Here is a 26816-nt window from a genome sequence, read left to right on the forward strand (position 1 = left end):
GTCAGGACTTCCCCTCGCCGGTGGCGGCCACGGGTGCGGTGAGGTCCTGCTCCTCGGGGAGTGCTTCGGTGTCGACGCCGCGGACCTGGCTCAACTCGTGTTTGAGTGCGGCGAGTTCGGCGCCGCCTGCCATGTGGTTGGTCAGCTCCTCCAGGGTGATCTGGTCGCGGGAGGCGGACAGTTCCATGGTGCCCAGGCGCAGCACGCTGAAGTGGTCGCCGACCATGTAGGCGTGGTGCGGGTTGTGGGTGATGAAGATGACCCCAAGACCCCGGTCGCGGGCCGCGGCCACGTACTTCAGCACCACACCGGACTGCTTCACACCCAGTGCGGCGGTGGGCTCGTCCAGGATGAGGACGCGGGCGCCGAAGTAGACGGCGCGGGCGATGGCCACGCACTGGCGCTGGCCGCCGGAGAGGGTGCCGATGGGCTGTTCGAGGTCGTCGAGGACGATGCCCATCTCGCGCAGTTCGTGGTCGGCGGTCTTCTTCATCTTCTCGATGTCCAGACGGCGGACCGGCCAGGGGCCCTTGGTCATCTCGGAGCCGAGGAAGAAGTTGCGCCATACCGGCATCAGCGGGACCACGGCAAGGTCCTGGTAGACGGTGGCGATGCCCTTGTCGAGGGCCTCGCGCGGGGTGGAGAACCGTACCGAGGTGTTGTCGACGAGGAACTCGCCCTCGGTGTGCTGGTGCAGGCCGGAGATGATCTTGATGAGGGTGGACTTGCCGGCGCCGTTGTCGCCCAGTACGCAGGTGACCTGGCTGGGGTGCACCTTCAGGCTGACCCCGTGCAGGGCGCGGATGTTGCCGTAGGACTTGCCCGCGTTGCGCAGCTCGACGATCGCCCCGTCACCGCCGGCCGGGTCGGGAGCGTCGGTGAGGATGGCGCCGTGGGTGCCGGATTCTTCAGTGGTCATAGCGCGGTTACCTCCGGGTCGCGGTGCGGCTGACCCACAGATTGATCATGACGGCGCCGAGCAGCATCACGCCGAGGAAGGCCTTGAACCAGTCCGGGTTCCAGCCGGCGTAGACGATGCCCTGCTGGACCATGCCGAACATGAAGGCGCCGAAGACCGGACCGATCGCGGAGCCCGCGCCGCCGGTCAGCAGACAGCCGCCGATCACCGCCGCGGAGATGTAGATCAGTTCCTGGCCGACGCCCTCGCCGGACTGCACGGTGTTGAAGGAGAACAGGTTGTGCATGCCGACGAACCAGGCCCCGAAGCCGACCAGCATGAACAGGGAGATCTTCGTGAAGGTGACGGGCACACCCACCGCCCGCGCGGAGTCCTTGTTGCCGCCCACCGCGAAGACCCAGTTGCCGTACCGGGTGCGCAGCAGCACCCAGGTGGCGATCGCGGCGAACACCAGCCAGTACACAATCGTGATCTTGACCTGGACGCCGCCCACGTCGAACGAGCTCGCGAAGACCTTCTTGGCCTGGTCGAAGCCGTCCATGGTGCTGATGTCGTCGGTGGCCACATTGCCGGTCACCAGCTTGGTCACCGCCAGGTTGACGCCCTGCAGGATCAAGAACGTGCCGAGCGTGATCAGGAAGCTGGGCAAGCCGGTCCTGACCACCAGCCAGCCGTTGAGGAACCCGATCGCCAGCGACACCAGCAGCGCCACCACGACGCCCGCCCACACGTTCAGCGTCAGCTGGAAGGCGAACATGCTCGCCGTCAGCGCGGAGGTGATCACCGCGACACCCGCCGACAGGTCGAACTCGCCGCCGATCATCAGCAGCGCCACCGGCAACGCCATGATCCCGATGGTGGACGACTGGTACAGGATGTTCGCCATCGAACTGCCGTCCCGCACCGGCGGAGCGGCGATCAGGAAGAACACCCACACCGCCACCGCACCCAGGAACACACCGACCTCGGGACGCGCCAACAGACGCAACGCGAGCGGTCGTTCCGCGGTCCGGCCGTCCTTGACCTTGCCCGGGCCGGAGGCCGGCGGTGAGGTCACCGCCGGCTCGGCGTGCTGGGTCATACCCATCACCTGGTGCCCTTCGCGGCGAACGCAGCCACCGCGTCGACGTTGGACTTGTCGACGAAGGCCGGGCCGGTCAGCACCGGCTGCTCGCCACCGCCCATGTAGTTGCCGTTGTTCTTGTAGAGCCACAGCGAGTCGATGGCCAGGTAGCCCTGGAGGTAGGGCTGCTGGTCGACGGCGAACTCGATGGTGCCCTTGCTGATGGCGCCCGTCAGGTCCTTGTTGAGGTCGAACGTGGCGATCTTGGCCTTGCTGCCCGCGTCGGACGCCGACTGCACCGCGGTCAGCGCGAAGGGCGCACCGAGGGTGACGACGTAGTCGATGGACTTGTCCTGCGTGAGCTTGGCGGTGATCGTCGACTTCACGGACGGCATGTCGGTGCCGTTGACGTTCAGCGTCTGCAGCTTGCCGGTGAAGGTCTTCTTCACACCGTCGCAGCGCTGGGTCAGGCCGATGTTGCCCTGCTCCTGGATGACACAGACGGCGTTCTTGGCGCCGGCCTCGTTCAGCCGCTTGCCGAGTGCCTCGCCGGCCACGGACTCGTCCTGGCCGAAGAACTCCATCAGGCCGAGCTTCTGCCAGTCGCTGACACCGGAGTTGAGGCCGACGACGGGTATGCCGGCCGCCTTCGCCTTGGCGACGACGTCCTTGAGGGCATCCGGCTTGGCGAGGGTGATCGCGATGCCGTCGACCTTCTGGTCGATGGCGTTCTGGACCAGGTTGGCCTGGTTGGCCGCGCTCGGGTCGGCCGAGTAGACCAGCTTGACGTTGTCCTTGTTGGCGGCGGCCTGGGCGCCCTTGCGGACGATGTCCCAGAAGGTGTCGCCGGGCGACTGGTGGGTCACCAGCGCGATGGTCATCCGGGGGGTCGTGGCCTTGCCCGCGGAGGCGCCGTCCGCGCTCTCCTCGGACTTCTTGCCGCCCGAGCTGCTGGAGCAGCCGGCGAGCGTCAGGGCCGCGGCCGCAGCCAGGGCCACGGCGGGAGCGAATCTCCGCGAACGGGAGAGAGAAGAGCGGTCCATCTTTCCTTGCACCTCACTGTGCGACGGGGAGAACGTCGGGAAAGGGGGTGGGATTCATGGCCCGGGACCTCGGGAGTTCCGGGTCGAGTGCCGCGACATCACGGCAGTTGCGTTGGGACGGAATCCAATCCCCGAGCGCGCCCGCTGTCAATACTTTGTTAAGACATCATTTCACAAGCAGGTCCGAATGTAAGTACAAACTATTGACAGCGTCGCCCTTCGAGTCCTACACCTGGGGAAGCAACGGGCCCGTAGGGCCCGTCCGTCCCCAGGTCGGATCGAGGAGCGTCGCGCATGGTCGAGCCAGTCCAGCAGTTCGACGTGATCAGTATGGGCCGTATCGGAGTTGATCTCTACCCGCAGCAGTCGGGGGTGCCTCTGGCGCAGGTCCGGTCCTTCGGCAAGTTCCTCGGGGGGTCGGCCGCCAACGTCGCGGTCGCCGCGTCCCGGCTCGGCCGCTCCACCGCGGTCATCACCCGCACCGGAGCGGACCCCTTCGGCACGTATCTCCACCAGACCCTCACGGAGTTCGGCGTCGACAACCGCTGGGTGACTCCCGTGGCGGCCTACCCGACCCCGGTCACCTTCTGCGAGATCTTCCCGCCGGACGACTTCCCGCTGTACTTCTACCGCCGTCCCAAGGCTCCCGACCTGGAGATACACACCGACGAGCTCGACTATTTCGCCATCCGCGCGGCCCGGATCTTCTGGATCACCGGCACGGGTCTGAGCGAGGAGCCGAGCCGCTCGGCCACGCTCGCCGCCCTGAAGTGCCGCGACAGGGCGGGCACCACGGTCTTCGACCTCGACTGGCGGCCCGAGCTGTGGAGTGAGACGGCCTGGGCCGACCCCGACGAAGCCCGCCCGTACTACGCTGAGGCCCTGCGGCACGCGACCGTCGCGGTCGGCAACCTCGACGAGTGCGAGATCGCCACCGGGGAGCGTGAACCCCGGGCGTGCGCCGAGGCCCTGCTGGCGGCCGGTGTGGAGCTCGCCGTGGTGAAGCAGGGCCCCAAGGGCGTCCTCGCGGTGCACCGCGACGGCACGACCGCCGAGGTCCCGCCGGTCCCGGTCGAGGTCGTCAACGGCCTCGGCGCCGGCGACGCCTTCGGAGGCTCGCTGTGCCACGGGCTGCTGTCCGGCTGGGAGCTGGAGCGGACCGTCCGGTACGCCAACGCGGCCGGCGCGCATGTCGCCGCCAGCCTCGCCTGCTCCTCCGCGATGCCGACGCAGGCGGAGGTCGACGGTCTCCTGAACGGCGTCGCGCCGTGACCGGCCCGCCCGTCAGCGGCTTCGCGCACGGGCCACGGGATCGCCGTACGACGATCCCGGCACCCGGCGGCGAACGGTTCCGGGCCCCCGCCCGTGGCCAGGCCCCGCCACTCCCCGTACCACCTCGACGTCGCGGCGCGCCCGGCTGATCCGCGCCCACCCCGACCAGCCCGCCGCCACCGCCTCCCCCTCTACACGGCACACCGGAGAAGTCCTGATGAGCAGCACCACCCGCCTGACCGTCGCCCAAGCCCTCGTGCGGTTCCTGTCCGTCCAGTACACGGAGCGGGACGGCCTGCGGCACCGGCTGATCGCCGGGACCTGGGGCATCTTCGGCCACGGCAACGTGGCCGGCATCGGGCAGGCCCTCCTGGAGGCGGGTGAGGACGCGATGCCGTTCCACCAGGGCCGCAACGAGCAGGCGATGGTCCACGCGGCCGTCGGCCACGCCCGCCAGCTGAACCGCCTGTCGGCCCAGGCGGTCACGACATCGATCGGACCCGGCGCCACGAACCTGGTCACCGGCGCGGCCCTGGCGACGATCAACCGCCTCCCGGTCCTGCTCCTGCCCGGCGACTACTTCGCCACCCGCGCCGCCGACCCGCTCCTCCAGCAGCTGGAGCATCCGACGGAGGCGGACGTGTCGGTGAACGACACCCTGCGCCCGGTGTCCCGCTACTTCGACCGCATCCACCGCCCCGAGGCCCTGATCCCCGCCGCCCTCCAGGCCATGCGGGTCCTCGCCGACCCGGCCGAGACCGGCGCGGTCACCCTCGCCCTCCCCCAGGACGTGCAGGCGGAGGCGTACGACTGGCCGGAGGAGTTCTTCGCCGAGCGGGTGTGGCGGGTACGGCGTCCCGCGCCCGACCCGGTGGAGCTGGCGGAGGCGGTGCGGGCGATCCTGGGGGCCGCGCGCCCGCTGATCGTGGCGGGCGGAGGGATCCACCACAGCGAGGCCGAGGAGGCGTTGAAGGCCTTCGCGGACGCCACCGGCATCCCCGTCACCTCCACCCAGGCGGGCAAGGGCTCCCTGCGCCACGACCACCCCGCCGACCTGGGCGGCATCGGCCACACCGGTACGGCGGTCGCCGACGACCTCGCGCGCACCGCGGACCTGGTCATCGGCGTGGGCACGCGCTACTCCGACTTCACCACCGCCTCCGGCACCCTCTTCCAGAACCCGGACGTCCGCTTCCTCAACCTGAACATCACCTCCTTCGACGCCCACAAGCTGGCCGCACGGACGGTCGTGTGCGACGCGCGAGCGGGTCTGGAGGCGCTCACGTCGGCACTGGAGGGCCACCGCGTGAACGCGGCCTACGAGGCCGAGTACGGGGCGGGCAAGGAGCGCTGGGAACGGGTCGTGACCCGGGCCTTCGAAGCCGCGGACGAGAACGCGGTACCGACCCAGACCCAGCTGCTGGGCGCGCTGGACGCGGTAGTCGGCGACGAGGACGTGGTGATCAACGCGGCCGGCTCGCTCCCCGGCGACCTGCACAAACTGTGGCGGGCCCGAAGCCCCCGCCAGTACCACCTGGAGTACGGCTACTCCTGCATGGGCTACGAGATCCCGGCCGCGATCGGCGTGCAGCAGGCGACCCCGGACACCCCGGTGTGGGCGCTGGTCGGCGACGGCACCTACCTGATGATGCCGACGGAACTCGTCACCGCCGTCCAGGAGGGCCTGCCGATCAACCTGGTCCTCATCCAGAACCACGGCTACGCCTCGATCGGCGGCCTGTCGGAGTCGGTGGGCGGCGAGCGGTTCGGCACCGCCTACCGCTACCGGGCGGCCGACGGCACCTTCAGCGGGGCCCCGCTCCCGGTCGACCTGGCCGCGAACGCGGCGAGCCTCGGCATGGACGTGCTGCGCGCCAAGACCGTACGGGAGCTGCGCGAGGCCCTGGCCACGGCCCGCGCCTCGGACCGGCCGACCTGCGTCTACGTCGAGACGGACACCGCGACCCCGACCGCTCCCCCGGCAGAGGCCTGGTGGGACGTGCCGGTGGCGCAGACGGCGTCGCGCGAGGCCGCCGTAGCGGCGAGGACGGAGTACGACCGTCAGGCAGCCGCTCGCCGCACCCACCTCTGACAACCCGCCCCCGACCCTTTGAGGGAGGTACCCCCATGGCGAAGCCCGGCGACACGTCACGTGCCGCGACCGCCCCCGCGCTCGACTCCCTGGACTTCGCCCTGGACCGGGGCAGTCCGGTGCCGCTGTACTACCAGCTCGCCCGGCAGCTGGAGGAGGCGATCGAGCACGGGAAGCTCGCCCCGGGAAACCTCCTGGGCAACGAGATCGACCTCTCGATCCGCCTCGGCCTGTCCCGTCCGACCGTCCGCCAGGCCATCCAGACCCTGGTGGAGAAGGGCCTGCTGGTCCGCAGGCGCGGGGTGGGCACGCAGGTGGTGCACAGCCAGGTCAAGCGACCCCTGGAGCTCAGCAGCCTCTACGACGACCTGGAGGCGGCCGGGCAGGGTCCGGCCACCCGGGTGGTCCGCAACGAGACCGTCCTGGCATCGGCGGACGTGGCGGCGGCGCTGGCGGTCCCGGAGGGCAGTGAGGTCACGGCGCTCGAGCGCCTGCGCCTGACCCACGGCCAGCCCGTGGCCCTTCTCTGCAACTACCTGCCCACCGGCCTCCTCCACCTCGACAGCGACCGCCTGGAGGCCACCGGCCTCTACCGCATGCTGCGCACCGCCGGCATCACCCTGCACAGCGCCCGCCAGACCATCGGCGCCCGCTCCGCCACCGCGGAGGAGGCCGCCCGCCTCGACGAACAGGCGGGCGCGGCGGTCCTGACCATGCAACGCACGGCCTACGACGACACCGGCCGCGTGGTCGAGTACGGCACCCACATCTACCGGGCGTCGCGGTACGCCTTTGACTTCCGGCTCCTGGTCAGACCCTGACCGTGCACGGCGAGCGCATCAGTACGCCGAGTCCAACCGCGCCCGCTGCTCCTCCGTGAGCTCCAGATCCATCGCCGCCAGGTTCTCCTCCAGCTGGGCCACGGACGACATCCCGACCAGCGGGACGATCGGCAGGTCACCGCCTGCCTGCCAGGACAGGACGACCTGGTTGACGGTCGCGCCCGTCTCCTTGGCCACCTCGGTCAGAGCCTTCAGACGAGCCGGCGTGCCCGAGTGGTCGAAGTCGGCGGGGAGACGGTCCGGGTGGGTGTAGGCGCCCTTCAGGAGGGGTGAGTACGCGACAAGGGTGAGGCCGGGCTCCGCGCGCAGGTAGCTCAGCAGGTCCGCGCCCGCGTGGCCGAGGCTGCCGTCGGGGAAGAGGGGATCGGGGACGTCGGTGCGGGGGCGCAGGTGGCTGTGGGCGTACTGGAGGACCTCGTAGCCGGGAAGTCCGGCCGCGGCCGCCAGGGCGCGGGCCCGTTCCACCCGCCACACCGCGTGGTTGCTCACGCCCAGCAGGCCCACCGTGCCCTCGGCGACCAGTTCGCCGAATCCCTCCACTGTTTCCTGGAGCGGGACCTCGTGGTCCTCGATGTGCGCGTAGAGCAGGTCCAGCTTCGACACACCCAGGCGTTCCCGGCTGCGTTCCGCGGACTCCCGGATCACCTTCGCCGACAGTCCCTCCGCGTTGTCGACGTAGCTCGTGCCGGGCGCCAGGGGCCGGGCGCCGAGCTTCGTGGCGATGACGATCTCGTCTCCGACGCCGCGGCTGCGCCGCCACCGGCCGAGCAGTTCCTCGCTCTGGCCGCCCTGGCCGCCGTCCTCCCAGAAGGCGTAGTTGTCGGACGTGTCGATGAAGGTGCCGCCGGCCTCGACATAGCGGTCGAGGACGGCGAAGGAGGTCTCCTCGTCGGTCCGTGAGCCGAACAGCATCGCGCCGAGCGCGAGGACACTGACCTCACGACGGGTCGCCGGATCGGTGCCGATGGTGCGGTACTTCATGATGATTTCCTCCCGTGTGTACCCGTCTTCGGGGCACACACGGGAGTCTTCATCTTGAAGCGCACTTCAAGTCAAGGGCCTGCGTGCTCACTTGGCGAACGGGCCCTCCAGGGCCGCCCACTGGAGCAGCATGATGGTCTTGGCATCGGCGATCTCCCCGGTACGGATCATCTCCAGGGCCCTGCGGAAGGGCAGTTCGAGGATCTCGATGTCCTCGCCCTCCTCGTCGAGGCCGCCGCCCTCGTGCGTGCGGGTCGACGGGGCGTACTCGGCGGCGTAGAAGCTGACGCGCTCGGTGACCGAACCGGGGCTCATGTAGACGTCGAAGACGTGCCGGACCTCGCCGATGGTGTGCCCGGTCTCCTCGACGACCTCGCGCCGTACGGCGATCTCGGGGTGCTCGTCATCGTCGTCGAGCAGACCGCCCGGGGTCTCGATCAGCAGTCCGTCGGGGTGTCCGTTGACATACACCGGGAAGCGGAACTGGCGGGTGAGCAGGACGGTTTCGCGTTCCGTGTCGTACAGCAGCATGGTGGCGCCGTTGCCACGGTCGTGGGTCTCGCGCTGCTGAGTGCTCCAGCTCCCGTCGGCGTGCTGGATGTCGAAGGTCGTGGCCCGCTCGACGTACCAGTGACTGGACAGCAGTTTCACATCGCGGACCTTGACGCGCGGGTTGCCGGTCAGGTCCAGGCCGGTGCGGTCGAGTCCGGTGCGGCCCCGGTGGTCGGGGGTGTCGATGCCCTCGGTCATCGGACACCTGCCGGACGGGAGGAGGAGCGGGAGAAGTGCGAGTTGGTCATGACCGCTTCTACCATTCCGGGGCGGGCCGCGTCGCGCACGGCACCCCTTCCCCGGCGGGCCCCGCGCTGCTTAGCGTGCTCGTATGGATCATCCGTCGCAGCCGTCCGTACGGCACTTCGACCACTGCCCCTGGCTCTTCGCCGACGAGGCGACCGAAGAACAGCGCGCCGCGCAGCGGGAGGTGCAGCGGGCCGTCGGCGGCGACACCGGGATCGGGGAGCGGTGTTACGTCGCCGAGTCCGCGGCGGTGTTCCCGGACCGGCTGCGGCTCGGCGACGACTCGTACATCGCCGCGCACGCCTATGTCACCGGGGAGCTGGACACCGGCTCCCACTGCACGCTCAACCCTTTCACCACGGTGCGGGGGAACGTCGTCCTCGGTCAGGGCGTACGCATCGGTGCCCACACCTCACTGCTCGGCTTCAACCACTCCATGGCTCCCGACCGGCCCGTCTTCCGCCAGCCGCTCACCAGCCGGGGCATCCGGGTCGGCGACGACGTCTGGATCGGCTCGCATGTGATCGTCGTGGACGGCGTGACCATCGGCGATCACTGTGTGATCGGGGCGGGAGCGGTGGTCACGAGAAGTCTGCCGGCGTGGTCGGTGGCCGCGGGAAATCCTGCGAGGGTGCTGCGGGACCGGCGGGAGGTGCGGGGGACGGGGACGGCGGAGGTGGATCCGGCTGCGGCTGCGGCTGCGGCTGCGGCTGTGTCTGTGTCAGGGATACGTCCGGATGACAGCCGTACGCCGCCGAACCGCCCGGCACCCGACGCCGAGCCCGCGGCCGTGACCGCCGGCGATCCGGAGCGGGCGCCGCGCGATCGGCAGGGGGTGCAGGTGGCGGGGGCAGCGGGTGCCGAGGCGGCTGCGGCTGCGGCCGCGCCGGGAAGACGGCCGGAAGACAGCCGCACCCCTACCACCCACCCCACACCCCACCCCGCGGCGGCAGCCGACACCCAGGCGGCTGCGGCCGGGGGTGCTGAGGTGGCGGATCTGCCAGGGATACGGCCAGGGGGCGGCCGTACCCCTGCGACCCGTCCTGCGCCCGACCCCCGCGCAGCCGCCCTGGCTGTCTTCGCCGACGCCGCCCGGGATCAGGCTGCCGGACTCCTCGACCGTTGCTGGGACGGTGAGCGGTACGCCGATCGGCCCGGCGCCGCTCCCACCGTGCGGGCTCACTGCGACGCCGTGGAGATCGCCGACCTGCTGCTCGGGGTGGCGCCGGAGCACTTGTCCGCCGAGGAGCACATCGGGCGGCTGAGCGGGCTGCAGGATCCGAAGAGCGGGCTCGTGCCGGAGTTCGGCGAGCCGCTGCCGGTGGCGGACGCCGACGGATTCATCGGGGAGGGAGCGTCGCTCTACCACGTGCTGTGCGTGGGCTATGCCCTCGATCTGCTGGGCCCCGGGCTCCCCCATCCGGTGCGCGGTGTACGGGACATGACGGTACGTCAACTCGTTGCACGACTGGAGGCTTTGCCCTGGCGCACGGGCGCGTGGGGCGCAGGTGCCTGGATCGACAGCCTTGCCACTGCCGCCCATTGGAACCTTCGGCACGACGACGGCAGCGACGACCACGGGACGCCCGAGTCGCTGTTCGGCTGGCTGCTGACCAGGGCCGATCCCTGGACCGGGATGTGGGGCAGCCCCTCTGCCGAGGAGGGCCGACTCCAGGTGGTCAACGGCTACTACCGGCTGACGCGGGGTTCGTTCGCGCAGTTCGGGCTGCCGGTGCCGTATCCGGAACGGGTCGTGGACGCGGTCCTGGACCACGCGCGCGACACCCGGCATTTCGGTCCCGGCCGGGAGAACGCCTGCAATGTGCTTGACGTCGCCCATCCCCTGTGGCTGTGCACCCAGCAGCTCGGGCGGGGCGGCGACGGCTACCGCTCCGGCGAGATCCACGAGTGGGCCGAACGGAAGCTGACCACGGTCCTGCCGCGCTGGCAGGACGGCCGGGGCTTCGGCTTCGGCCCGGGCGCCGCCGGCCCCGGACCCGAGCCCGGGCTCCAGGGCACGGAGATGTGGCTTGCCATCGTCTGGTACCTCGCCGACCTGCTGGGCCGCTCCGGCGAACTGGGTTACCGCCCCCGCGGCATCCACCGCCCAGAACCGGCCCGACAGGGAATCGCGGGCCTGAGTTGAACCGGCGGGGCGCCGGGGCCCACCGATCCGGCAGGGCACCGGAAGCGCGGGGACACCGGCCCACCCGACAGGACATCAGCCCGCCCCGCCGATCCGACAGCCCCTCCGAACTCCCTCCCACCCCGCCCGCCCGACTCAGCACCGAGCCGGTCAGGCTTGAGCACCGCCCCGCCCTTCCTCAGCGCCGCCGCCAAGGCAGCACCGCCGGATCCGCCTCCGCACTCTCCACCCCGTGCAACGCCTCCCCGATCGCCTCCCCGATCTCGGCGAGTTGGCGCACCTGCTCCCGGCTGAGCGCGTCGAAGACCGCCCGGCGTACCGCTTCGACGTGCCCGGGAGCCGCCTGTTCCAGCAGGGTCATGCCCTCGTCGGTGAGGACGGCGAGCTGGCCGCGCCCGTCCGCGGGGTCCTCACGGCGGTCCACGAGGCCGGCCTCGGCCAGCCGGTTCACCGCGTGGGTGAGCCGACTGCGGGTGATCTTCAGGCGCCTGGCCAGCTCGGACATGCCGAGGACCTGGTCGGGGGCCGAGGAGAGCTGGGCCAGCAGGGTGTAGTCGGCGTGGGTCGTCCCGGCGTCGCGCCTCAACTGGCGGTTCAGGTAATCGCCGAGGAGCGTCGAGAATTCGACGTATGCCATCCAGGCCCGCTGTTCGTCGGCGTCCAGCCAGCGTGGCGTCGCGTTCATGGGGTCACCCTACTCACGCCCCGTTTTAAGCTTCAATCACCAGGTCTACGGCCGCACGCCCGCCCTCGCCGGCCCGCCCGGGCGAGGGCGTGGCCGTCACCGGTAGGTGATGCCGGACGCGCTGTACCTGCAGTGCGTACCGTCCGCCCCGGTGCCCAGTGAGGACGGTTCGGCCCCCGACGAATTGCCCTGGAAGCGTTCGCAGACGGTGATCTTCCTACTGCTGTCCCCGACGATGGTCACGCCCGAGAGGGTGGCCGTGTCACCGTAGTTGGCGTTGACGCCCGCGATGTCCTTGCCGGGCCCGGTGACCTTCACATTGCTGATGACGACATGGCGTTCGTACTGCGTCCTGCAGTTGCCGCACGAGCGGTAGAGCTTGCCGAAGTCGGCCACCTGGAAGTTCCTGATGGTCAGGGTTCCGGCGCCGTTGTGCTGGAAGACCTTGTCGTCCGCCTCCCGCGCACCGCCGCCGTCGACGACGTACGTCGCGGAGGCCGAGGTGCCCTTGAAGGTCGCCGCGTCCTCGCCGACGTCCTGCCACCACACGTTCTTCAGGGTGCAGCTGCCCAGGCAGTGCACGCCGTCGGCGGCCGGGGAGCCGAGGATGACGTTCTTCAGCGTCGCCCCGTCGGCGAGTTCGAAGAGCGGGCCCTGGTCCTCGTCCTGGCTGTCGCTGCCCAGGTCGCCGGAGCCGTAGAAGCGCTTGAGGGTGCCGTCGTAGGTGCCGGAGACCTCGATGGTGGTGGCGACCGCCTTCTCGCCGGTGGGCGTGGGCCAGGCCGCGAATCCGGCGGTGGACGTGGTAGTCGCGGGTGTGGAAGCGCTCTTCGTCGCCGATGCGGAGGCCCGCGGGGAGGCCGACGTCCTCGAAGCAGACGGAGATACGGACGGAGATGGGGATGCGGAGGACGACGGGGAAGGGGACGCGGTCATGGGCGGCGGGGAGCCCGTCCCCGTGGCACCGCCCAGCCGGTAGGTGCCCGCGCGCGGCCCGGAGCCGGACGTCGTCAGCAGCACACCGCCGGTGACGGCACCGCCGACCAGGATCGTGGCCAGCGCGCCGATCAGCAGGCCTCGGTGGCGGGTGGGCTTCTTGCGGTGCGGCTTGCGCGCGGTTCCTCTGGTGCCCATGTGGTGACTCTCGTTCGCGAATCGGGACGTTCGGCGGAGGCAGTGGGGATGCTCCTGCCCCCTAGTCGCCGCCCGCCGCACCGGGGTTGCCGTCGATCGCGAAAAAGTCGATCACTCGCGTGGGTTCAGGCACGCCGCCCGAGCTGCGCGAGGATGGTCGGGTCCGTGATCTTCGTGTCGTCGGCGAGCAGGAACGCCTTGCCGTCGCCCTTCCCCCGCTCCGGAACGACGCACAGGTACGAGTTGCCGGGGTCCATCAGGATGTTCGCCCGAGCCCTCATGGCAGCCGCCGCTGACAACGCGAACGGATCGGGGGTTCGCGATGCCGGCGCGCTCGTCAGCGGCGGCTGGCCGGGGACGGCACTCGGTTCAGGAGATCTCGAAGGCACCGAGATCCGGCGCCTGCCCCTTGTACGGCAGCCCGACGTTCACGCCTTTGTCGATCAAGGTGCTGTTGGCCGTGGGCCGGAGGTTGGGCAGCACCGGCAGGCTCCCGTCGGACTGGCGGGACGCGTCCCAGCCGGACGTCGACACGCTCTGGAACTGCGCGTCCGACAGGGCGACGCCCAGGTTCCACGAGTTGTTCGCGGCACTCGTGCCGGTCATGTTCGACGTCAGCGTGCCGGTGTAGGCGAGGTTGTTGCGCAGGTTGCCCCGGCCGACGGCGGCGCCGCCGGAGTCGACTCCCAGCATGTTGAAGTCGGGGTGATTGCCGTAACCCGTGTTGTTGAAGTAGTCGTTGGCGACCGGGTGGTGGTTGGCGTAGAAGCCGGACGCCCTGTTGAGGAAGGCCACCGACGTGCGGACGGTGTGCTTGACGGCGCCGGCGTCGTAGTCGCCACCGTAGCCGCCCGTCTTGAAGCCGGTTCCGTTGCCGGCCGCGGTGGTCGTTCCCGGCTGGTACCCGTTGCGCCACGCCCAGGAGTTCTCGATGGTCACGGACGAGTATGCGCTGATGAGGTCGAAGCCGTCGTCGGCATTCCACCACGCGCGGCAGCTCCGGAACACGTTCCCGGGATTGCCCGCCGAGATGTGCGCGCCGAACCCGTCGGCGTTCTCCCCGGCGCCGTTGGAGGAGTTGGTGTCGTAGTTGTCGTGCGCGTCGGAGTTGAGGACGAGGTTGCCGCCGCCGTTCTGGATGAACAGGCCGGGCCCCATGTGGTGGTGGGTGTCGATCTGCTCGAAGGTGTTGTTGCTGCCCGAGATCCAGATGCCCCAGGACTCGTGGTTGAGGTTGTTGTTCTGGCGGACCCCGGTGACCTCCAGACCCTTGAGGTGAAGCCAGCTCCCGGTGACGTCGAAGCCCTTGATCCGGCAGTCGTCCGTCATGCCCGAGAAGTCGAACACCGGCTTCTCCCCCGGGTAGGCCCAGTAGCGGATCGGGCTTCCCGAACTGCCGCTCTTGTTCAGGGTGATGGCGTCGACCCTGGCCGTCTGGCTGGTACAGCCGCTGTTCGCACGGGTGTAGCGGTACGTGCCGCCCCGGAAGTACACGGTGTCGCCCGGCTGGGCCACGGCCTGCGCACGGGCGATCGTCGCCCAGGGAGCGGCCTGCGTTCCCGCGGCACTGTCGTTGCCGCCTGGGGCCACGTAATAGGCGGTCGCCGCCGCTGTGTTGCTCACGGCCGCCGAACCGGCGGGGGTCGCGAAGGGGCTCAGGGTGACCGCCGAGATCAGCAGGGCACGCCCGACATACTTGGCAGAACTCATCGCTGACTCCTGGTTCACCCGTTGAGGAATCCGTCCATGGCCGCCGTGGGCCGCCGTGTGCTCTCGTCCCAGGCCGAGCTGTTGTAGGCGTTGAACGAGGGGTAGCCCTCGGGCTCCCAGAAGAAGGTGCCGAGGCCGCCGAAGCCCTGCAGCCCGGAGACGAACGCCCGCAGCGAGTCGCGCACCTGGGTGGGCTTGCCGACCGGCCCGCCGTACTCCACCTGCATGACCGGCTTGCCGTAACCGGACTGGATGGTCTGCATGTTGGCCAGCACGGCGGGCACGTTGCCGCCCTGCGCGTACGAGGACAGGCCGGTGATGTCCCACCTTCCGCCGTTGTCCCGGTAGGCGTTGAGGAAGTTCTGGACGCCGGCCAGGTTCTGCGGCTGCGCCAGGTGCACCAGTACCGGCGTGCTCGGGAAGACCTGCTTGGACATGTCGTACGCCGCGTTCAGCAGGCCGGTCATCTGGGCGGGGCGGCTGATGCTGCCGACCGGCTTGCAGATGCCGGAGTTTGTCTCGTTGCCGATCTTCACCCAGGCCGGTGTGACGCCGTAGTACTTGATGATGTTGCACGCGTGGTACACGTAGTCGTACATGGCGTCGAGCATCTGGCCGTAGGTCATGCTCGCCCAGGCCGCCGGCGGGTTCTGCACCCCGACCGAGTTCCAGGTGTCGCCGAAGTGGAAGCCGATGAGGACCTGCATACCGGCGTCCTTGGCGCGCTTCGCCAGCTGAGCCGTCTCCTCGATGGAGCAGTGCCCGTTGGCCGGATCGCTGGACGGGTTGACCCAGGTCCGCAGACTGATCGCGGTGATGCCGTAGCCCTTGAGGATGGTGAACAGGTCCTGGCGCACTCCGGCGCTGTTGTTCCAGGAGTAGCCCTGCGCCTCCATCTGCGGCAGCCAGCTGACATCCGCGCCCTTGACGAAGGACGCGGCCTGCGCCGGGGTAGCCAGGGGGCCTGCGCCCAGGGCGAGCGCGCCGGCGCCGGCGACCGCGCCGAGCAGGACACTGCGCCGCCGTAAGCCGGAAGGCTCGGTTCGTTCGGTCTCGGTCATGTGGGGGTTCCTCGGTTCGTCGGATCCGGACCGCGCGGCGGTCCGGGTGGGGGTGAGGCGGTACGGAACGCCTCCCGCCGGCGGGCCGAGCCGCTTGCCGACCGGTACCGGGGCGGGAGCCGTCCGGAACTTCGCCTGTAGGTCGCCGCCCGCCTCGGGGAGGTTGCCACTGCAGCGAAAGCCGTCCTCAGGCACACCTCGGGGGAACCCTTCCTGATGGCCCGCCTCGCGCCGCCGACTGATCCTCACGGCGGCCGCCGCGACCGCCCGCCCGGACGCTTATGCGGCCTCCTCGCCCCCGGCGCCCCTCGACGGCGCCCACCGCGCCTTTGCCATCCGGGACTCCCCGCCACACTCGAACGTACGTCGGCGGACGCATCCCCCGCACAAGGCGATCGCCTGGCTCCTCCAGGTCGCGGCCGCCTGTCGATCCCTGGGCTCCGACGAACCGGACATACTCGAACGCCTACTCAGTGCACCGGAATGATGTCGGGGGCGCCGAGCCGCACCGCGTCGGCGGTCTGGTCGTCCGGCTGCTGCTGGGCCTCGCGTTCGGCGGCCACCCGCTTCAGGTAGTGGTCGACCTCACGGTGCCGGTGCGCCTGGTCCCACCCCAGGTGAGGCGCCATCAGTTCCACAACGGTCTGCGCCGCGTCCACACCACGGTCCCAGGACTCGATGGAGATCCGGGTACGGCGGGCGAGCACGTCCTCCAGGTGAAGGGCACCCTCATGGATCACCGCGTACACGGCCTCGACCCGCAGGTAGTCGTCGGAGCTCGGCAACGGCTCGCCGAGCGAGGAGTCGGCTGCGACCATGGCGAGCAGCTCGTGCACCAGGGAGCCGTAGCGGTTCAACAGGTGCTCGACGCGGGCGACATGCAGCCCGGAGCGCTCGGCGAGGTTGTGGCGGGAGTTCCAGAGGGCCGGATAGCCGTCGGCGCCGAGCAGCGGAACGCGTTGCGTGATGCAGTCGGGCACTTTCTCGTCCAGGCCGCGGGCCGCCTCGTCGACCGCGTCCTTGGCCATCACCCGATAGGTCGTGTACTTGCCGCCCGCCACCACGACGAGACCGGGTACCGGGTGGGCGACCAGGTGCTCCCGTGACAGTTTGCTGGTTTCCGCGGCCTCGCCGGACAGGAGGGGACGCAGACCGGCGTAGACGCCTTCGACATCCTCCGGGACCAAAGGCGTGGCCAGGACGCTGTTGACGTGTTCCAGCAGGTAGGTGACGTCCTGGGAGCTGAGGGCGGGATGGGCCTTGTCGAGTGTCCAGTCGGTGTCGGTGGTCCCGATGATCCAGTGTCGTCCCCAGGGGATGACGAACAGCACGCTCTTCTCGGTGCGGAGGATCAGCCCGGTGCGGGAGTTGATCCGGTCACGCGGGACCAGCAGGTGTACGCCCTTGGAGGCGCGGACGTGGAACTGGCCGCGTGTGCCGGCGAGGGCCTGGGTGTCGTCGGTCCACACGCCGGTCGCGTTGATGACCTGCTTGGCTCGCACCTCTGTCTCGTCGCCGGTCTCCAGATCCGTGACAGCGGCTCCCACCACCCGCTCGCCCTGCCGCAGGAAGCGGCTGACACGGGTGCGGTTGGCGGCCAGCGCTCCGTAGGCGACGGCCGTGCGGACGAGGAACATGGTGTGCCGGGCGTCGTCGACCTGGGCGTCCCAGTACTGGATCGCGCCGACCAGGGCGTCGGAGCGCAGTGCGGGCGCCTCGTGCAGGGCTTGACGCTTGAGCAGGTGGCGGTGGTGGGGCAGACCTCTGGAGGTACCGGAGGCCGCGGCCATGGTGTCGTACAGCAACACGCCGGCGCCGACGTACGGACGCTCCCGGATCCTGTGTCGCAGGGGGTAGAGGAACTTCACCGGACGCACCAGATGAGGGGCCAGGAACTGAAGCAGGAGTCCGCGTTCCTTCAGGGCTTCGGCGACGAGCCGGAAGTCCAGCATCTCCAGGTAGCGCAGGCCGCCGTGGATGAGCTTGCTGGAACGGCTGGACGTGCCCGAGGCCCAGTCCCGGGCTTCGACCAGGCCGACTCTCAGGCCCCGGGTGGCGGCGTCCAGGGCCGCGCCGGCGCCGACCACGCCGCCCCCGACGACGAGGACGTCGAGCTCACCCTCTCCCAGTCGGACGAGGGCCTCCGCGCGTGCCCCGGGCGAGAGAGCCACCGGGTTCGTCATGGTGTCCTCCTCGTGCAGCGGGTGCGGGTGGGGGCCGCGCACGCGGCTCGCGCGGCCCCGTTCGGTCGCTCCCGGCCGGTACCTATTCGACCTTGGCCCAGTCGAGCGTGCGCTCCACCGCCTTCTTCCAGCCCGCGTATCCTTCCTGACGCTGCTCCTCGGACCACTGGGGCTCCCAGCGCTTGGACTCCTGCCAGTGAGTGCGCAGTTCGTCCGTGTCCCGCCAGAAACCGGTGGCCAGACCGGCGGCGTAGGCGGCGCCGAGCGCGGTGGTCTCGGCGACGACCGGGCGGCTGACCGGGACGCCGAGGACGTCGGCCTGGATCTGCATGCACAGGTCGTTGGCCGTCACACCGCCGTCGACCTTGAGCACGTCGAGGTGGACGCCGGAGTCCTGCTCCATGGCTTCCACCACGTCGCGGCTTTGATAGCAGATGGCTTCCAGGGCGGCCCGCGCCAGGTGGCCGCCGTCGTTGTACCGGGCGAGGCCGACGATCGCGCCGCGGGCGTCGGAACGCCAGTACGGGGCGAACAGGCCGGAGAAGGCGGGGACGAAGTAGATCCCGCCATTGTCCTCGACGGTACGTGCCAGGCGTTCGCTCTCGGCGGCGTCATTGATGATCTTCAGCTGGTCGCGCAGCCATTGCACCGCGGAGCCGGTGACGGCGATGGAGCCTTCGAGGGCGTAGATCGCCGGGCTGTCGCCGAACTGGTACGCCACGGTTGTCAGGAGGCCGTGCTGGGACCGCACCAGTTCCGTGCCGGTGTTGAGCACCAGGAAGTTGCCGGTGCCGTAGGTGTTCTTGGCTTCGCCCGGCGCGTAGCAGACCTGCCCGACGGTGGCTGCCTGCTGGTCGCCGAGCACCCCGGTGATGGGGATGGCGGCCCGCAGCGGCCGGGACGTACGGGTCTGTCCGAACGCCTCCCGGTGGGAGGACGGGCTGATGGTCGGCAGCATCGCCCGGGGAACGCCGAAGAAGCCCAGCAACTCGTCGTCCCAGTCGAGGGTCTCCAGGTCCATCAGCATGGTGCGGCTGGCATTGGTCACGTCGGTGGCGTGGACGCCGCCGTCGGGGCCGCCCGTCAGGTTCCACAGCACCCAGGAGTCGGTGTTGCCGAAGAGGGCATGGCCCTGCTCGGCCGCCTCGCGGACTCCGTCGACGTTCTCCAGGATCCACTGGATCTTGCCGCCGGAGAAGTACGTGGCCGGCGGCAGCCCTGCCTTGCGGCGGATGACGTCGCCCTGGCCCGAGCGGTCCAGCGCCGCCGCGATGGAGTCGGTACGGGTGTCCTGCCAGACGATGGCGTTGTAGTAGGGGCGGCCGTTGCGCGGGTCCCAAACGACCGTCGTCTCCCGTTGGTTGGTGATACCGATGGCCGCCAGGTCCTCCGGCGAGAGGTTTCCGTGCCGGAGCGCGTTCTGGATCACCGAGTTGGTGCGCTCCCAGATCTCCACCGGGTCGTGTTCGACCCACCCCGAGCGCGGGAGGATCTGTGAGTGCTCCAGCTGGTGCCTCGCCACCTCGTTGCCGGCATGGTCGAAGATCATGAAACGGGTGCTGGTGGTCCCCTGGTCCACCGCGCCGACGAAGTCCGCCATGGGATGCCGCCTCTCCTTGGGCGCTCCCGGGGGCAGCCGGATCACGGCAACCCCGGAAGCCGGTCAGCTCTCGTGTCAGCTCTCGTCCGGGGCCGGTACCCGTCCGGCGGGCTCCGGCTCGGCGGTCGGCAGGAACCGGCCGATGAAGAACTTGTACAGGCCCGCTCCCAGCAGACCTCCGATCAGCGGGCCGACGATCGGCACCCAGAAGTACAAGTGCCCGTACTGATCTCGCCACGCTCCGCCGTACCCGGTGAAGAAGCTGGCCAGCCGGGGACCGAAGTCGCGTGCCGGGTTGATCGCGTAACCCGCGTTGGTGCCCCAGGCCATACCGATGGCCACGACGATCAGGCCGACGATGAACGGCGCCAGGTTGGCGCCGGGGGGCGTGTTGAGCAGGTCCGTGACCGCGAGGATCAGCAGCAGCAGGATCGCGGTGCCGATGATCTGGTCGCGGAGTGCGCCCCAATCGCTGACCGGCAGGTTCGGGTTGCCGTTGGCGGGCAGCGTGGAGAACACGCCCTGTGTCTTGATCGTGTGGGTGGGATCCGCCTTCGCCAGCGCCTCGGTGTAGTTCCACCGGACGATCAGGGCTGCCACGAAGGCGCCGGCCGTCTGTGCCAGCGCGTAGGGAGCGACTTTGCTCCACGGGAAACCCTTGAACGCCGCCAACGCGACGGTCACCGCGGGATTGAGGTGAGCACCGCTCAGTCTCGCCGCGACATACACACCCAGGGTGACGCCGAGGCCCCAGGCCCAGGCGATGCTGTCGTGGTTTCCCAGGCCGCCCGCCGGGGTCGTGAGGGCCCCGCCGGCCACGACCTGAGCCACCACACCACAACCGAAAAGGATGAGGATCATCGTGCCGGCGAATTCCGCTGAAAGCTCGCCGACCAGTCCTGATCTCTTGAGTCGCTCAGCCATGGGTGCCCGCTTCCCGCCGGCCAAGGACCGGCCGTCGACTGCCCCGAGTACTCCACAGGTCAGTGTAAGACCGTCCAGAGTCATGCGCGCGAGGCGATACTGCCCGCTGCCCGGCCAGGGAGCGGAAGTCCGCCCGCCGTCATCAGGAGATGCCTGGGGCTGTCATTCATGCTCCGCTGCGACCGCGACCGCCGCTCTCTCCACCGGCTCACGAGCACCGGCCGACACGTGGCTGCCAATGCGCCTTGGGCGCTCGAACCGGATATCGCCCTCGGACCCCTGACCAGACGGAAGGGGATGCCGGCGCCAATGGTCCGGCTGACCCGGGGTCCGCAGCCCCGCGGCCGACGGCTTCGCGCACACGTCGCCGCGCCGTGCGCGCGGGACGGCCGCACATTGGTGGAAGCGTTCGGCGGTGCAGACAACTTGGGCGCCGATGTTGACGCGACGAACGCAGACGGGTTCCGCGTCGTCATCCCAGGCAAGCACTGCGCCGACGGCAACCGGGTGGGCTCCCAGGACCCGCGGCGCTTGGGCGGCACACCTGCCTGGACCGAACTGGCCGCGCCCTGGGAGGCGGGCGGCAGCGAGCACGCATCGCGGATGTCCACGGGTAGACGGCACACTGTTCGTGTGGCGTGCGATCGCGAATGCGCCCGCGTGTCACCGGCGATGCCTGAGCTCCGTGAGGACACGAGGCAGAGGCTCCGCCGCCGGTTCCACCCGGGAGGTCCCATGAAGATGCTGATCAACAGTCCGGAGACCGTGGTGGCCGATGCCCTGCGGGGGGTGGCTGCCGCCCACCCGGAGCTGAACGTGGACGTGGAGCGGCGGGTGGTCGTACGCCGAGACGCGCGGGAGGGCGGGCGGGTCGGGCTGGTGTCCGGCGGCGGCTCCGGGCACGAGCCGCTGCACGCCGGGTTCGTCGGATACGGGATGCTGTCGGCCGCGTGTCCCGGGGACGTGTTCACCTCGCCCGTCCCGGACCAGATGCTGCGCGCGGCGAGCGCCGTGGAGGCCGGGCAGGGCGTGCTGTTCGTCGTCAAGAACTACACCGGGGACGTGCTGAACTTCCAGATGGCCGCCGAGCTCGCCGAGGAGGACGGCGTCCGGGTCGAGCGGGTCCTGGTCAACGACGACGTCGCCGTCACCGACAGCCTGTATACGGCCGGGCGGCGGGGCACCGGGGCGACCTTGTTCGTGGAGAAGATCGCCGGGGCGGCCGCCGAGGAGGGCGCACCGCTGGAGCAGGTGGCCGCGATCGCCCGGCGCGTCAACGAGTCCTCGCGCAGCTTCGGTGTGGCGCTCAGCCCCTGCAGCACTCCCGCGAAAGGCGGCCCGACCTTCGACCTGCCGAACGGGGAGATGGAGCTCGGGGTCGGGATCCACGGCGAGCCGGGCCGAGAGCGGCGCGCGATGATGCCGGCCCGAGCGATCGCGGAGGTCGCGGTGAGCGCCGTGCTCGACGAGCTGGTGGAGGTGGCTCCGGCCGACGGGCCGGTACTGACCCTTGTCAACGGGATGGGTGCGACGCCGCTGCTGGAGCTGTACGGGTTCCACGCCGAGGTGGCCCGACTGTTGGAGGCCCGGGGCGTGCCGGTGGCGCGGACGCTCGTGGGCAACTACGTCACGTCGCTGGACATGGCGGGCTGCTCGGTGACACTGTGCCGGGCCGACGCGGAAATGCTGCGGCTGTGGGACGCGCCCGTGCAGACCGCCGCGCTGCGCTGGGGCCGCTGACCCCATGGTGGCGGTAGGACCGGCCAGGCCCGATGCCAGGCGGGGCGATCCGGTGCGTGACGCAGACTTCTTCCGGCGCTGGACGGCGGCCGCCACGGCCGCCGCGGAGCGTGAGGCGGACCGGCCGGCGGAGTCGGCTCCCCGTCGGTGACGCCGACTACGGGAACAACCTGCTGGGTGGTTTCACCGCGGTCCGAGAGGCCTTGGGCACAGGGCCCCGGCTGCGCCGGGAGCAGTGCTGCAGGTCGCCGGGCGGACCCTGATCTCCACCGTCGGCGGCACCTCGGGACCGCTGTGATCAGGCTGGCCGACCTGGATCTGCAGGTGCGGGGCCAGACGTCGGCGCTGCGATGGTGGAGAACCTGGATGACCCGCGACGCGTCTGGGAACGCATCATGGAGAACGAGCTGACGGACGGGGTTGTCCACTTGCTGGAGGTGTTGTTCGCCTTCGAGTCCGCCGGTCTGGACGGACCGGACGAGGAGTCCTGGCGCTGGTACCGCAAGGAGATGAACCGGGCGCGGACGGCCGGACGGTCCGCAGGGCTCTTCAGGTGCTGGACGGCAGTCGATCGAGGACTTCGACCGCTTCCACCGCCTCTCCGAGGAAGCCGGCATCCCGAGGATCACGGTCCACGACCTGCGGCACCTGCCACGATCACCATCACCGCAGGCGTCCCTCTGACCGTCGTATCCAAGTCGCTGCGGCACTCCACGGAGTCGACCACCGCAAGCCTCTACAGCTGTCTCACCCGGCTAGCCGCCCAAGAAGCCTTCGACACCATCGGCCACACCCTCACCCGAGCCGAGAGAACCAGTCGCCGTACGGACCGGCCGACGTGGCTGCGACCACCACAGCCCCGGACGCGCACAAGGCCGTCCTCTCATGGATGAGAGGACGGCCTCCGACCTGCGTTTCCGCACAGTCGGGACGACAGGATTTGAACCTGCGACCCCTTGACCCCCAGTCAAGTGCGCTACCAAGCTGCGCCACGTCCCGGTGCGCTGCCCCGCGGTGGATCGCGGGAACGCGCCGACAGAACTTTACCCCACGTCGGGGGCCGGACCGAAGCGGGCGCCGGGCGCGGGACAATTGACGTATGGCCAGTACATCCTCAGGACGGCAGACGGGCGCGCGGGACCGGGACAGCGAGGGGCGGGCGCGCAACGCCCGGCCGCGGGACGGGCTCGGGCGGCCACTTCCGTACGGCGCCGACGGCGTCGCCCGGCAACCGGAGGGCGTGGTCCGCGCCCCGGAGGTAACCGTGGCCGAGGCCCAGGAGCTGCTGGACGCGGGGCGCCCGTTTCATGCGCACGAGGTCTTCGAGGACGCCTGGAAGTCGGGTCCCGACGAGGAGCGCGCCCTGTGGCGGGGGCTGGCCCAGCTCGCTGTGGGACTGACCCACGCGGCCCGGGGGAACGTCACGGGCGGGGCGCGGCTGCTGCGGCGCGGCGCCGGGGCCGTGGAGGAGTGGGCCGCCTCGGCTGCCGGGCAAGGACGGCCGTACGGAATGGATCTCGCGGGGCTGGCGGACTGGGCCCGGCGGCTCGCGGACCTCGTGGAGGAGACGGGCACGAGCGTCGACGCGGGGGCGCGGGCACCGCGGCTGTGCGGATAGCGCTCATCGCCCTGGTGGACGCGGTGTTCGTACTGTCAGTGGCGTGCGGCAGACTCGGGGTGTGCGAAAGATTCATGTCATCGGTATCGGCGCGGGCGACCCCGAGCAGCTGACCCTCCAGGCGGTCAGGGCGCTGCGGGGCACGGACGTGTTCTTCGTCCTGGACAAGGGCGAGGTGAAGAGCGACCTGACGCGGCTGCGCCGGGACATGCTGGACGCGCACATACCCGAGGGGTCGTACCGAGTGGTCGAGGCCCGGGACCCGGAGCGGGACCGCGGTGCGGGCGGCGCCGCCTACTCCCCCGCCGTCGGGGACTGGCGCAGCGCCCGCGCCGACATCTACGAGCGGCTGATCACCGAGGAGCTGGGCGAGGAGGAGAGCGGCGCGTTCCTGGTGTGGGGGGATCCGGCGCTGTACGACAGCACGCTCGGCATCCTGGAGGAGATCCTGGAGCGGGGCTCGGTGTCCTTCGAGTACGACGTCGTGCCGGGCATCAGCAGTGTGTCGGCGCTGGTCGCACGGCACCGCACCGGGCTGAACCGGGTCGCGCGGCCCGTCCAGATCACCACCGGCCGGCGGCTCGCCGAGGGCTTCCCGGAGGGGGTGGACGACGTGGTCGTGATGCTCGACGCCCATCAGGCCTTCCGCGCGTACGCCGACCAGGACATCGACATCTACTGGGGTGCGTACATAGGGACGTCGGACGAGATCCTCGTCTCGGGGCCGATCGCCGAGGCCGCGCCCCGGATCGAGCGGCTGCGTGCCGAGGCCCGGGAGCGCAAGGGCTGGATCATGGACACGTATCTGCTGCGCCGCGATCCGAAGCAGCGGTAGACCTGCCTCGGGGCCGGGGGCCGCACCCGAGCGGACCGCCCTGGCATGCACGGATGGCCCAGCGGTGTGATCGTGCCGTTGTGACCGTCGCCGAGGACACCGCACCTCTCGTCGCCGCCCAGCCACCCGTGCTGGACGCGCGCCGCCGCAATGTCGTCTTCGTGACGATCATGCTGGGGATGCTGCTCGCAGCCCTCGACCAGACCATCGTGGGCACCGCGCTGCCGACGATCGTGTCGGATCTCGGCGGTGCCGAGCACATGTCGTGGGTCGTGACGTCCTATCTGCTCGCGGAGACCGTCGCGACGGTGCTGGTCGGCAAGTTCGGCGACCTGTTCGGCCGCAAGGTGGTCTTCCAGGTCTCGGCGATCGTGTTCATCACGGGCTCGTTCCTGTGCGGTCTCGCCTCCAACATGTCGCTGCTGATCAGCTGGCGGGCGATGCAGGGCGTCGGGGCCGGCGGTCTGATGGTGACGGCGATGGCGCTGATCGCCGACGTCATCCCGCTGCGTGAGCGCGGCAAGTACCAGGGCGCGATCGGTGCCGTGTTCGGGGTGGCCACGGTCATCGGACCGCTGCTGGGCGGGCTGTTCACCGACCATCTGACCTGGCGCTGGGCGTTCTACGTCAACGTCCCGATCGCGATCGTCGTGGTCTTCGCCGCGGCCCGCACCATCCCCGTGGTGAAGTCGGCGGCGCGGCCCGTGATCGACTACATGGGCATCGCGTTCGTCGCGGTGGGCGCCGGTGCGCTGATCCTGGCGACGAGTTGGGGCGGCAACGAGTACGCGTGGAGTTCCGGCGTCATCATCGGCCTCTTCGTCGGCGGGGTGATCTCGCTCGGGCTGTTCTGCTGGGTGGAGACCCGGGCGGCCGAACCGATGCTGCCGATGCGGCTGTTCGCCGACCCGGTGTTCACGGTCTGCTCGGTCCTCAGCTTCATCGTGGGCTTCGCGATGCTGGGCGCGTTGACGTATCTGCCGACCTATCTCCAGTACGTCGACGGCGACTCCGCGACGGTCTCCGGCGTACGGACGCTGCCCATGGTGATCGGCCTGCTCATCGCGTCGGTCGTGAGCGGCAACGTGGTCAGCAAGACCGGGCAGTACCGGTTCTTCCCGATCGCCGGCTCCCTGGTGATGGGGCTCGGGCTGTTTCTGATGTCCCTGATGGAGCCGTCGACCGGGTCCTGGCTGGAGTCGCTGTACATGTTCGTGCTCGGCACCGGCATCGGGCTGTGCATGCAGGTCCTGACGATCGCCGTGCAGAACACCGTCGAGTACGCCGACCTCGGCACCGCGACCTCCGGCGTCACCTTCTTCCGTACGCTGGGCAGTTCCTTCGGCACCGCGGTCTTCGGCACGATCTACACCAACTCCTTGACCCCGAACCTCGAGGACGGGATTACCTCCGCCGTGCGGGTGGGCGGCGGGCTGGACGCGGCCGCCGTCACCGAGGCGGCAACCAGCCCGGAAGGGTTGCACCAGCTGCCGTCGGCCGTCGCCGCGCCGATCATCGACGCGTACGCCGACACGATCCAGACGGTCTTCCTGTGGACCGTGCCGGTCGCCGCGCTCGGCTTCGTCGTCGCCCTGTTCCTCAAGCAGGTCGAGCTGCGCGACAGCGCGCGGGCCGGATCGACCGACATGGGTGAGGGGTTCGCGTCACCGTCCGGAGCGGACTCGCAGCGGGTGCTGGAGGCCACGGTCGGGAAGATCATCGGCAGTACGGACCTGGACACCGCGCGCGGGATCATGACGGATTCCGACACCCGGCTCGATATCGCCGGGGCCTGGGCCGTCATGCAGGTGGAACTGCACACGCGGATGGTCGGCCACGCAAGCCTCGGCATGATCGCCGCGAGCCGCCGTCTGCCGCCCGAGGTACTGCTGCCGGTCTTCGACCGGATGGTCGAGGAGGGCTATCTGACCCGCGACGGCACGCTCCTCTCGCACACCGGGGCGGGCGCGCGCGAGGCCCGGGTCATCGGCCTGGCGTGGGGCAACTGGCTGGCGGACCGGGTGCAGCAGGACATCGGCCGCCCCTCGGGCACGGACCTGAGGGCGGCGGTGGACACGATCGCGAAGCGGCTCCTGGTGGAGGACCTGAACAACGGACTGCCGCAGCGGGCGCGGAAGTTGGCGGGCAGCAGCACGGCCTGAGCGGGTTC

At 70.2% G+C, this 26816-nt stretch carries 21 protein-coding genes, 1 tRNA gene and 1 pseudogene; 9 read left to right on the plus strand and 14 right to left on the minus strand.

Going from position 1 to position 26816, the window contains the following annotated elements:
• Position 1: 1 nt before the first annotated feature.
• Genes RNB18_RS24085 through RNB18_RS24095 form a run of 3 tightly spaced genes read right to left on the minus strand, consistent with a single transcriptional unit; the run spans position 2 to position 3025 of the window.
• The gene (locus tag RNB18_RS24085) at positions 2-919 is read right to left on the minus strand and encodes an ATP-binding cassette domain-containing protein (protein WP_311716186.1); all 918 of its coding nucleotides are present in this window, start codon (positions 917-919) and stop codon (positions 2-4) included.
• Between the two features lie 7 nt (positions 920-926).
• Positions 927-2006, minus strand: a complete 1080-nt coding sequence (locus RNB18_RS24090; RefSeq protein WP_311716187.1) for an ABC transporter permease — start codon at positions 2004-2006, stop codon at positions 927-929.
• Positions 2006-3025: a sugar ABC transporter substrate-binding protein gene (locus RNB18_RS24095; protein WP_057610284.1), complete on the minus strand. Its 1020-nt coding sequence runs from the start codon at positions 3023-3025 to the stop codon at positions 2006-2008. The genes RNB18_RS24090 and RNB18_RS24095 overlap by 1 nt, the downstream gene beginning before the upstream one ends.
• Before the next feature lie 294 nt (positions 3026-3319).
• Here RNB18_RS24095 and iolC point away from each other — a divergent pair, with 294 nt between their 5' ends.
• The 3 genes from iolC (at position 3320) to RNB18_RS24110 (ending at position 7210) form a co-directional block, all read left to right on the plus strand.
• On the plus strand, positions 3320-4297 hold the full coding sequence (gene iolC / locus RNB18_RS24100; RefSeq protein ID WP_311716188.1) for a 5-dehydro-2-deoxygluconokinase: 978 nt from the start codon (positions 3320-3322) through the stop codon (positions 4295-4297).
• 217 nt (positions 4298-4514) lie between these two features.
• The gene (gene iolD, locus RNB18_RS24105) at positions 4515-6389 is read left to right on the plus strand and encodes a 3D-(3,5/4)-trihydroxycyclohexane-1,2-dione acylhydrolase (decyclizing) (protein WP_311716189.1); all 1875 of its coding nucleotides are present in this window, start codon (positions 4515-4517) and stop codon (positions 6387-6389) included.
• A gap of 35 nt (positions 6390-6424) precedes the next feature.
• Entirely contained in the window at positions 6425-7210 is a 786-nt protein-coding gene (locus tag RNB18_RS24110) for a GntR family transcriptional regulator (RefSeq protein WP_311716190.1), read from the plus strand.
• A gap of 18 nt (positions 7211-7228) precedes the next feature.
• Here the strand turns inward: RNB18_RS24110 and RNB18_RS24115 are convergent, their stop codons facing one another.
• Both RNB18_RS24115 and RNB18_RS24120 read right to left on the minus strand, forming a co-directional pair.
• A complete protein-coding gene (locus RNB18_RS24115; protein ID WP_311716191.1) occupies positions 7229-8212 on the minus strand; it encodes an aldo/keto reductase in 984 nt (327 codons plus the stop codon).
• A gap of 87 nt (positions 8213-8299) precedes the next feature.
• Entirely contained in the window at positions 8300-8962 is a 663-nt protein-coding gene (locus RNB18_RS24120; RefSeq protein ID WP_311716192.1) for an NUDIX domain-containing protein, read from the minus strand.
• Positions 8963-9095: 133 nt separating this feature from the next.
• Between RNB18_RS24120 and RNB18_RS24125 the strand changes: the two genes are divergently transcribed.
• The gene (locus RNB18_RS24125) at positions 9096-11156 is read left to right on the plus strand and encodes an acyltransferase (RefSeq protein WP_311716193.1); all 2061 of its coding nucleotides are present in this window, start codon (positions 9096-9098) and stop codon (positions 11154-11156) included.
• Positions 11157-11334: 178 nt separating this feature from the next.
• On the opposite strand, the gene RNB18_RS24130 is transcribed toward RNB18_RS24125, so the two are convergent.
• The 8 genes from RNB18_RS24130 to RNB18_RS24165 form a co-directional block, all read right to left on the minus strand.
• Entirely contained in the window at positions 11335-11841 is a 507-nt protein-coding gene (locus RNB18_RS24130; RefSeq protein ID WP_311716194.1) for a MarR family winged helix-turn-helix transcriptional regulator, read from the minus strand.
• A 96-nt stretch (positions 11842-11937) separates the two neighbouring features.
• The gene (locus RNB18_RS24135) at positions 11938-12777 is read right to left on the minus strand and encodes a pectate lyase (protein WP_394817663.1); all 840 of its coding nucleotides are present in this window, start codon (positions 12775-12777) and stop codon (positions 11938-11940) included.
• 323 nt (positions 12778-13100) lie between these two features.
• Positions 13101-13256, minus strand: a complete 156-nt coding sequence (locus tag RNB18_RS24140) for a hypothetical protein (RefSeq protein ID WP_311716196.1) — start codon at positions 13254-13256, stop codon at positions 13101-13103.
• Positions 13257-13344: 88 nt separating this feature from the next.
• Positions 13345-14685 (minus strand): right-handed parallel beta-helix repeat-containing protein, encoded by a 1341-nt coding sequence (locus RNB18_RS24145; protein WP_311716197.1) that lies wholly within the window; start codon positions 14683-14685, stop codon positions 13345-13347.
• Positions 14686-14699: 14 nt separating this feature from the next.
• Complete coding sequence (locus RNB18_RS24150) at positions 14700-15746, minus strand: glycosyl hydrolase 53 family protein (RefSeq protein WP_311716198.1); 1047 nt, start codon at positions 15744-15746, stop codon at positions 14700-14702.
• A gap of 470 nt (positions 15747-16216) precedes the next feature.
• Complete coding sequence (locus tag RNB18_RS24155; protein ID WP_311716199.1) at positions 16217-17929, minus strand: glycerol-3-phosphate dehydrogenase/oxidase; 1713 nt, start codon at positions 17927-17929, stop codon at positions 16217-16219.
• A gap of 82 nt (positions 17930-18011) precedes the next feature.
• Positions 18012-19529 carry a glycerol kinase GlpK gene (gene glpK / locus RNB18_RS24160; protein WP_311716200.1) on the minus strand — a complete coding sequence of 506 codons (1518 nt, stop codon included), beginning with the start codon at positions 19527-19529 and terminating at the stop codon, positions 18012-18014.
• Between the two features lie 75 nt (positions 19530-19604).
• Positions 19605-20453: an MIP/aquaporin family protein gene (locus RNB18_RS24165; RefSeq protein ID WP_311716201.1), complete on the minus strand. Its 849-nt coding sequence runs from the start codon at positions 20451-20453 to the stop codon at positions 19605-19607.
• Positions 20454-21188: 735 nt separating this feature from the next.
• Here RNB18_RS24165 and dhaK point away from each other — a divergent pair.
• Positions 21189-22193 carry a dihydroxyacetone kinase subunit DhaK gene (gene dhaK, locus RNB18_RS24170; RefSeq protein ID WP_311716202.1) on the plus strand — a complete coding sequence of 335 codons (1005 nt, stop codon included), beginning with the start codon at positions 21189-21191 and terminating at the stop codon, positions 22191-22193.
• A 4-nt stretch (positions 22194-22197) separates the two neighbouring features.
• Positions 22198-22488: pseudogene (locus RNB18_RS24175) on the plus strand (DAK2 domain-containing protein); the annotation flags it as partial.
• Positions 22489-23118: 630 nt separating this feature from the next.
• On the opposite strand, the gene RNB18_RS24180 reads toward RNB18_RS24175, so the two are convergent.
• Positions 23119-23192: transfer RNA gene (locus tag RNB18_RS24180), tRNA-Pro, on the minus strand.
• A 100-nt stretch (positions 23193-23292) separates the two neighbouring features.
• On the opposite strand from RNB18_RS24180, the gene RNB18_RS24185 reads away from it, so the two are divergent.
• From RNB18_RS24185 to RNB18_RS24195, 3 genes are all read left to right on the plus strand, one after another.
• Positions 23293-23811: a DUF309 domain-containing protein gene (locus RNB18_RS24185; protein ID WP_311716203.1), complete on the plus strand. Its 519-nt coding sequence runs from the start codon at positions 23293-23295 to the stop codon at positions 23809-23811.
• A 61-nt stretch (positions 23812-23872) separates the two neighbouring features.
• Entirely contained in the window at positions 23873-24646 is a 774-nt protein-coding gene (gene cobF / locus RNB18_RS24190) for a precorrin-6A synthase (deacetylating) (RefSeq protein WP_311716204.1), read from the plus strand.
• 53 nt (positions 24647-24699) lie between these two features.
• On the plus strand, positions 24700-26808 hold the full coding sequence (locus tag RNB18_RS24195) for an MDR family MFS transporter (RefSeq protein ID WP_394817657.1): 2109 nt from the start codon (positions 24700-24702) through the stop codon (positions 26806-26808).
• The last annotated feature ends 8 nt before the right edge of the window (positions 26809-26816 follow it).

Origin of the sequence: Streptomyces doebereineriae (assembly GCF_031845645.1) — a bacterium.
Classification (GTDB): Bacteria; Actinomycetota; Actinomycetes; order Streptomycetales; family Streptomycetaceae; genus Streptomyces; species Streptomyces canus.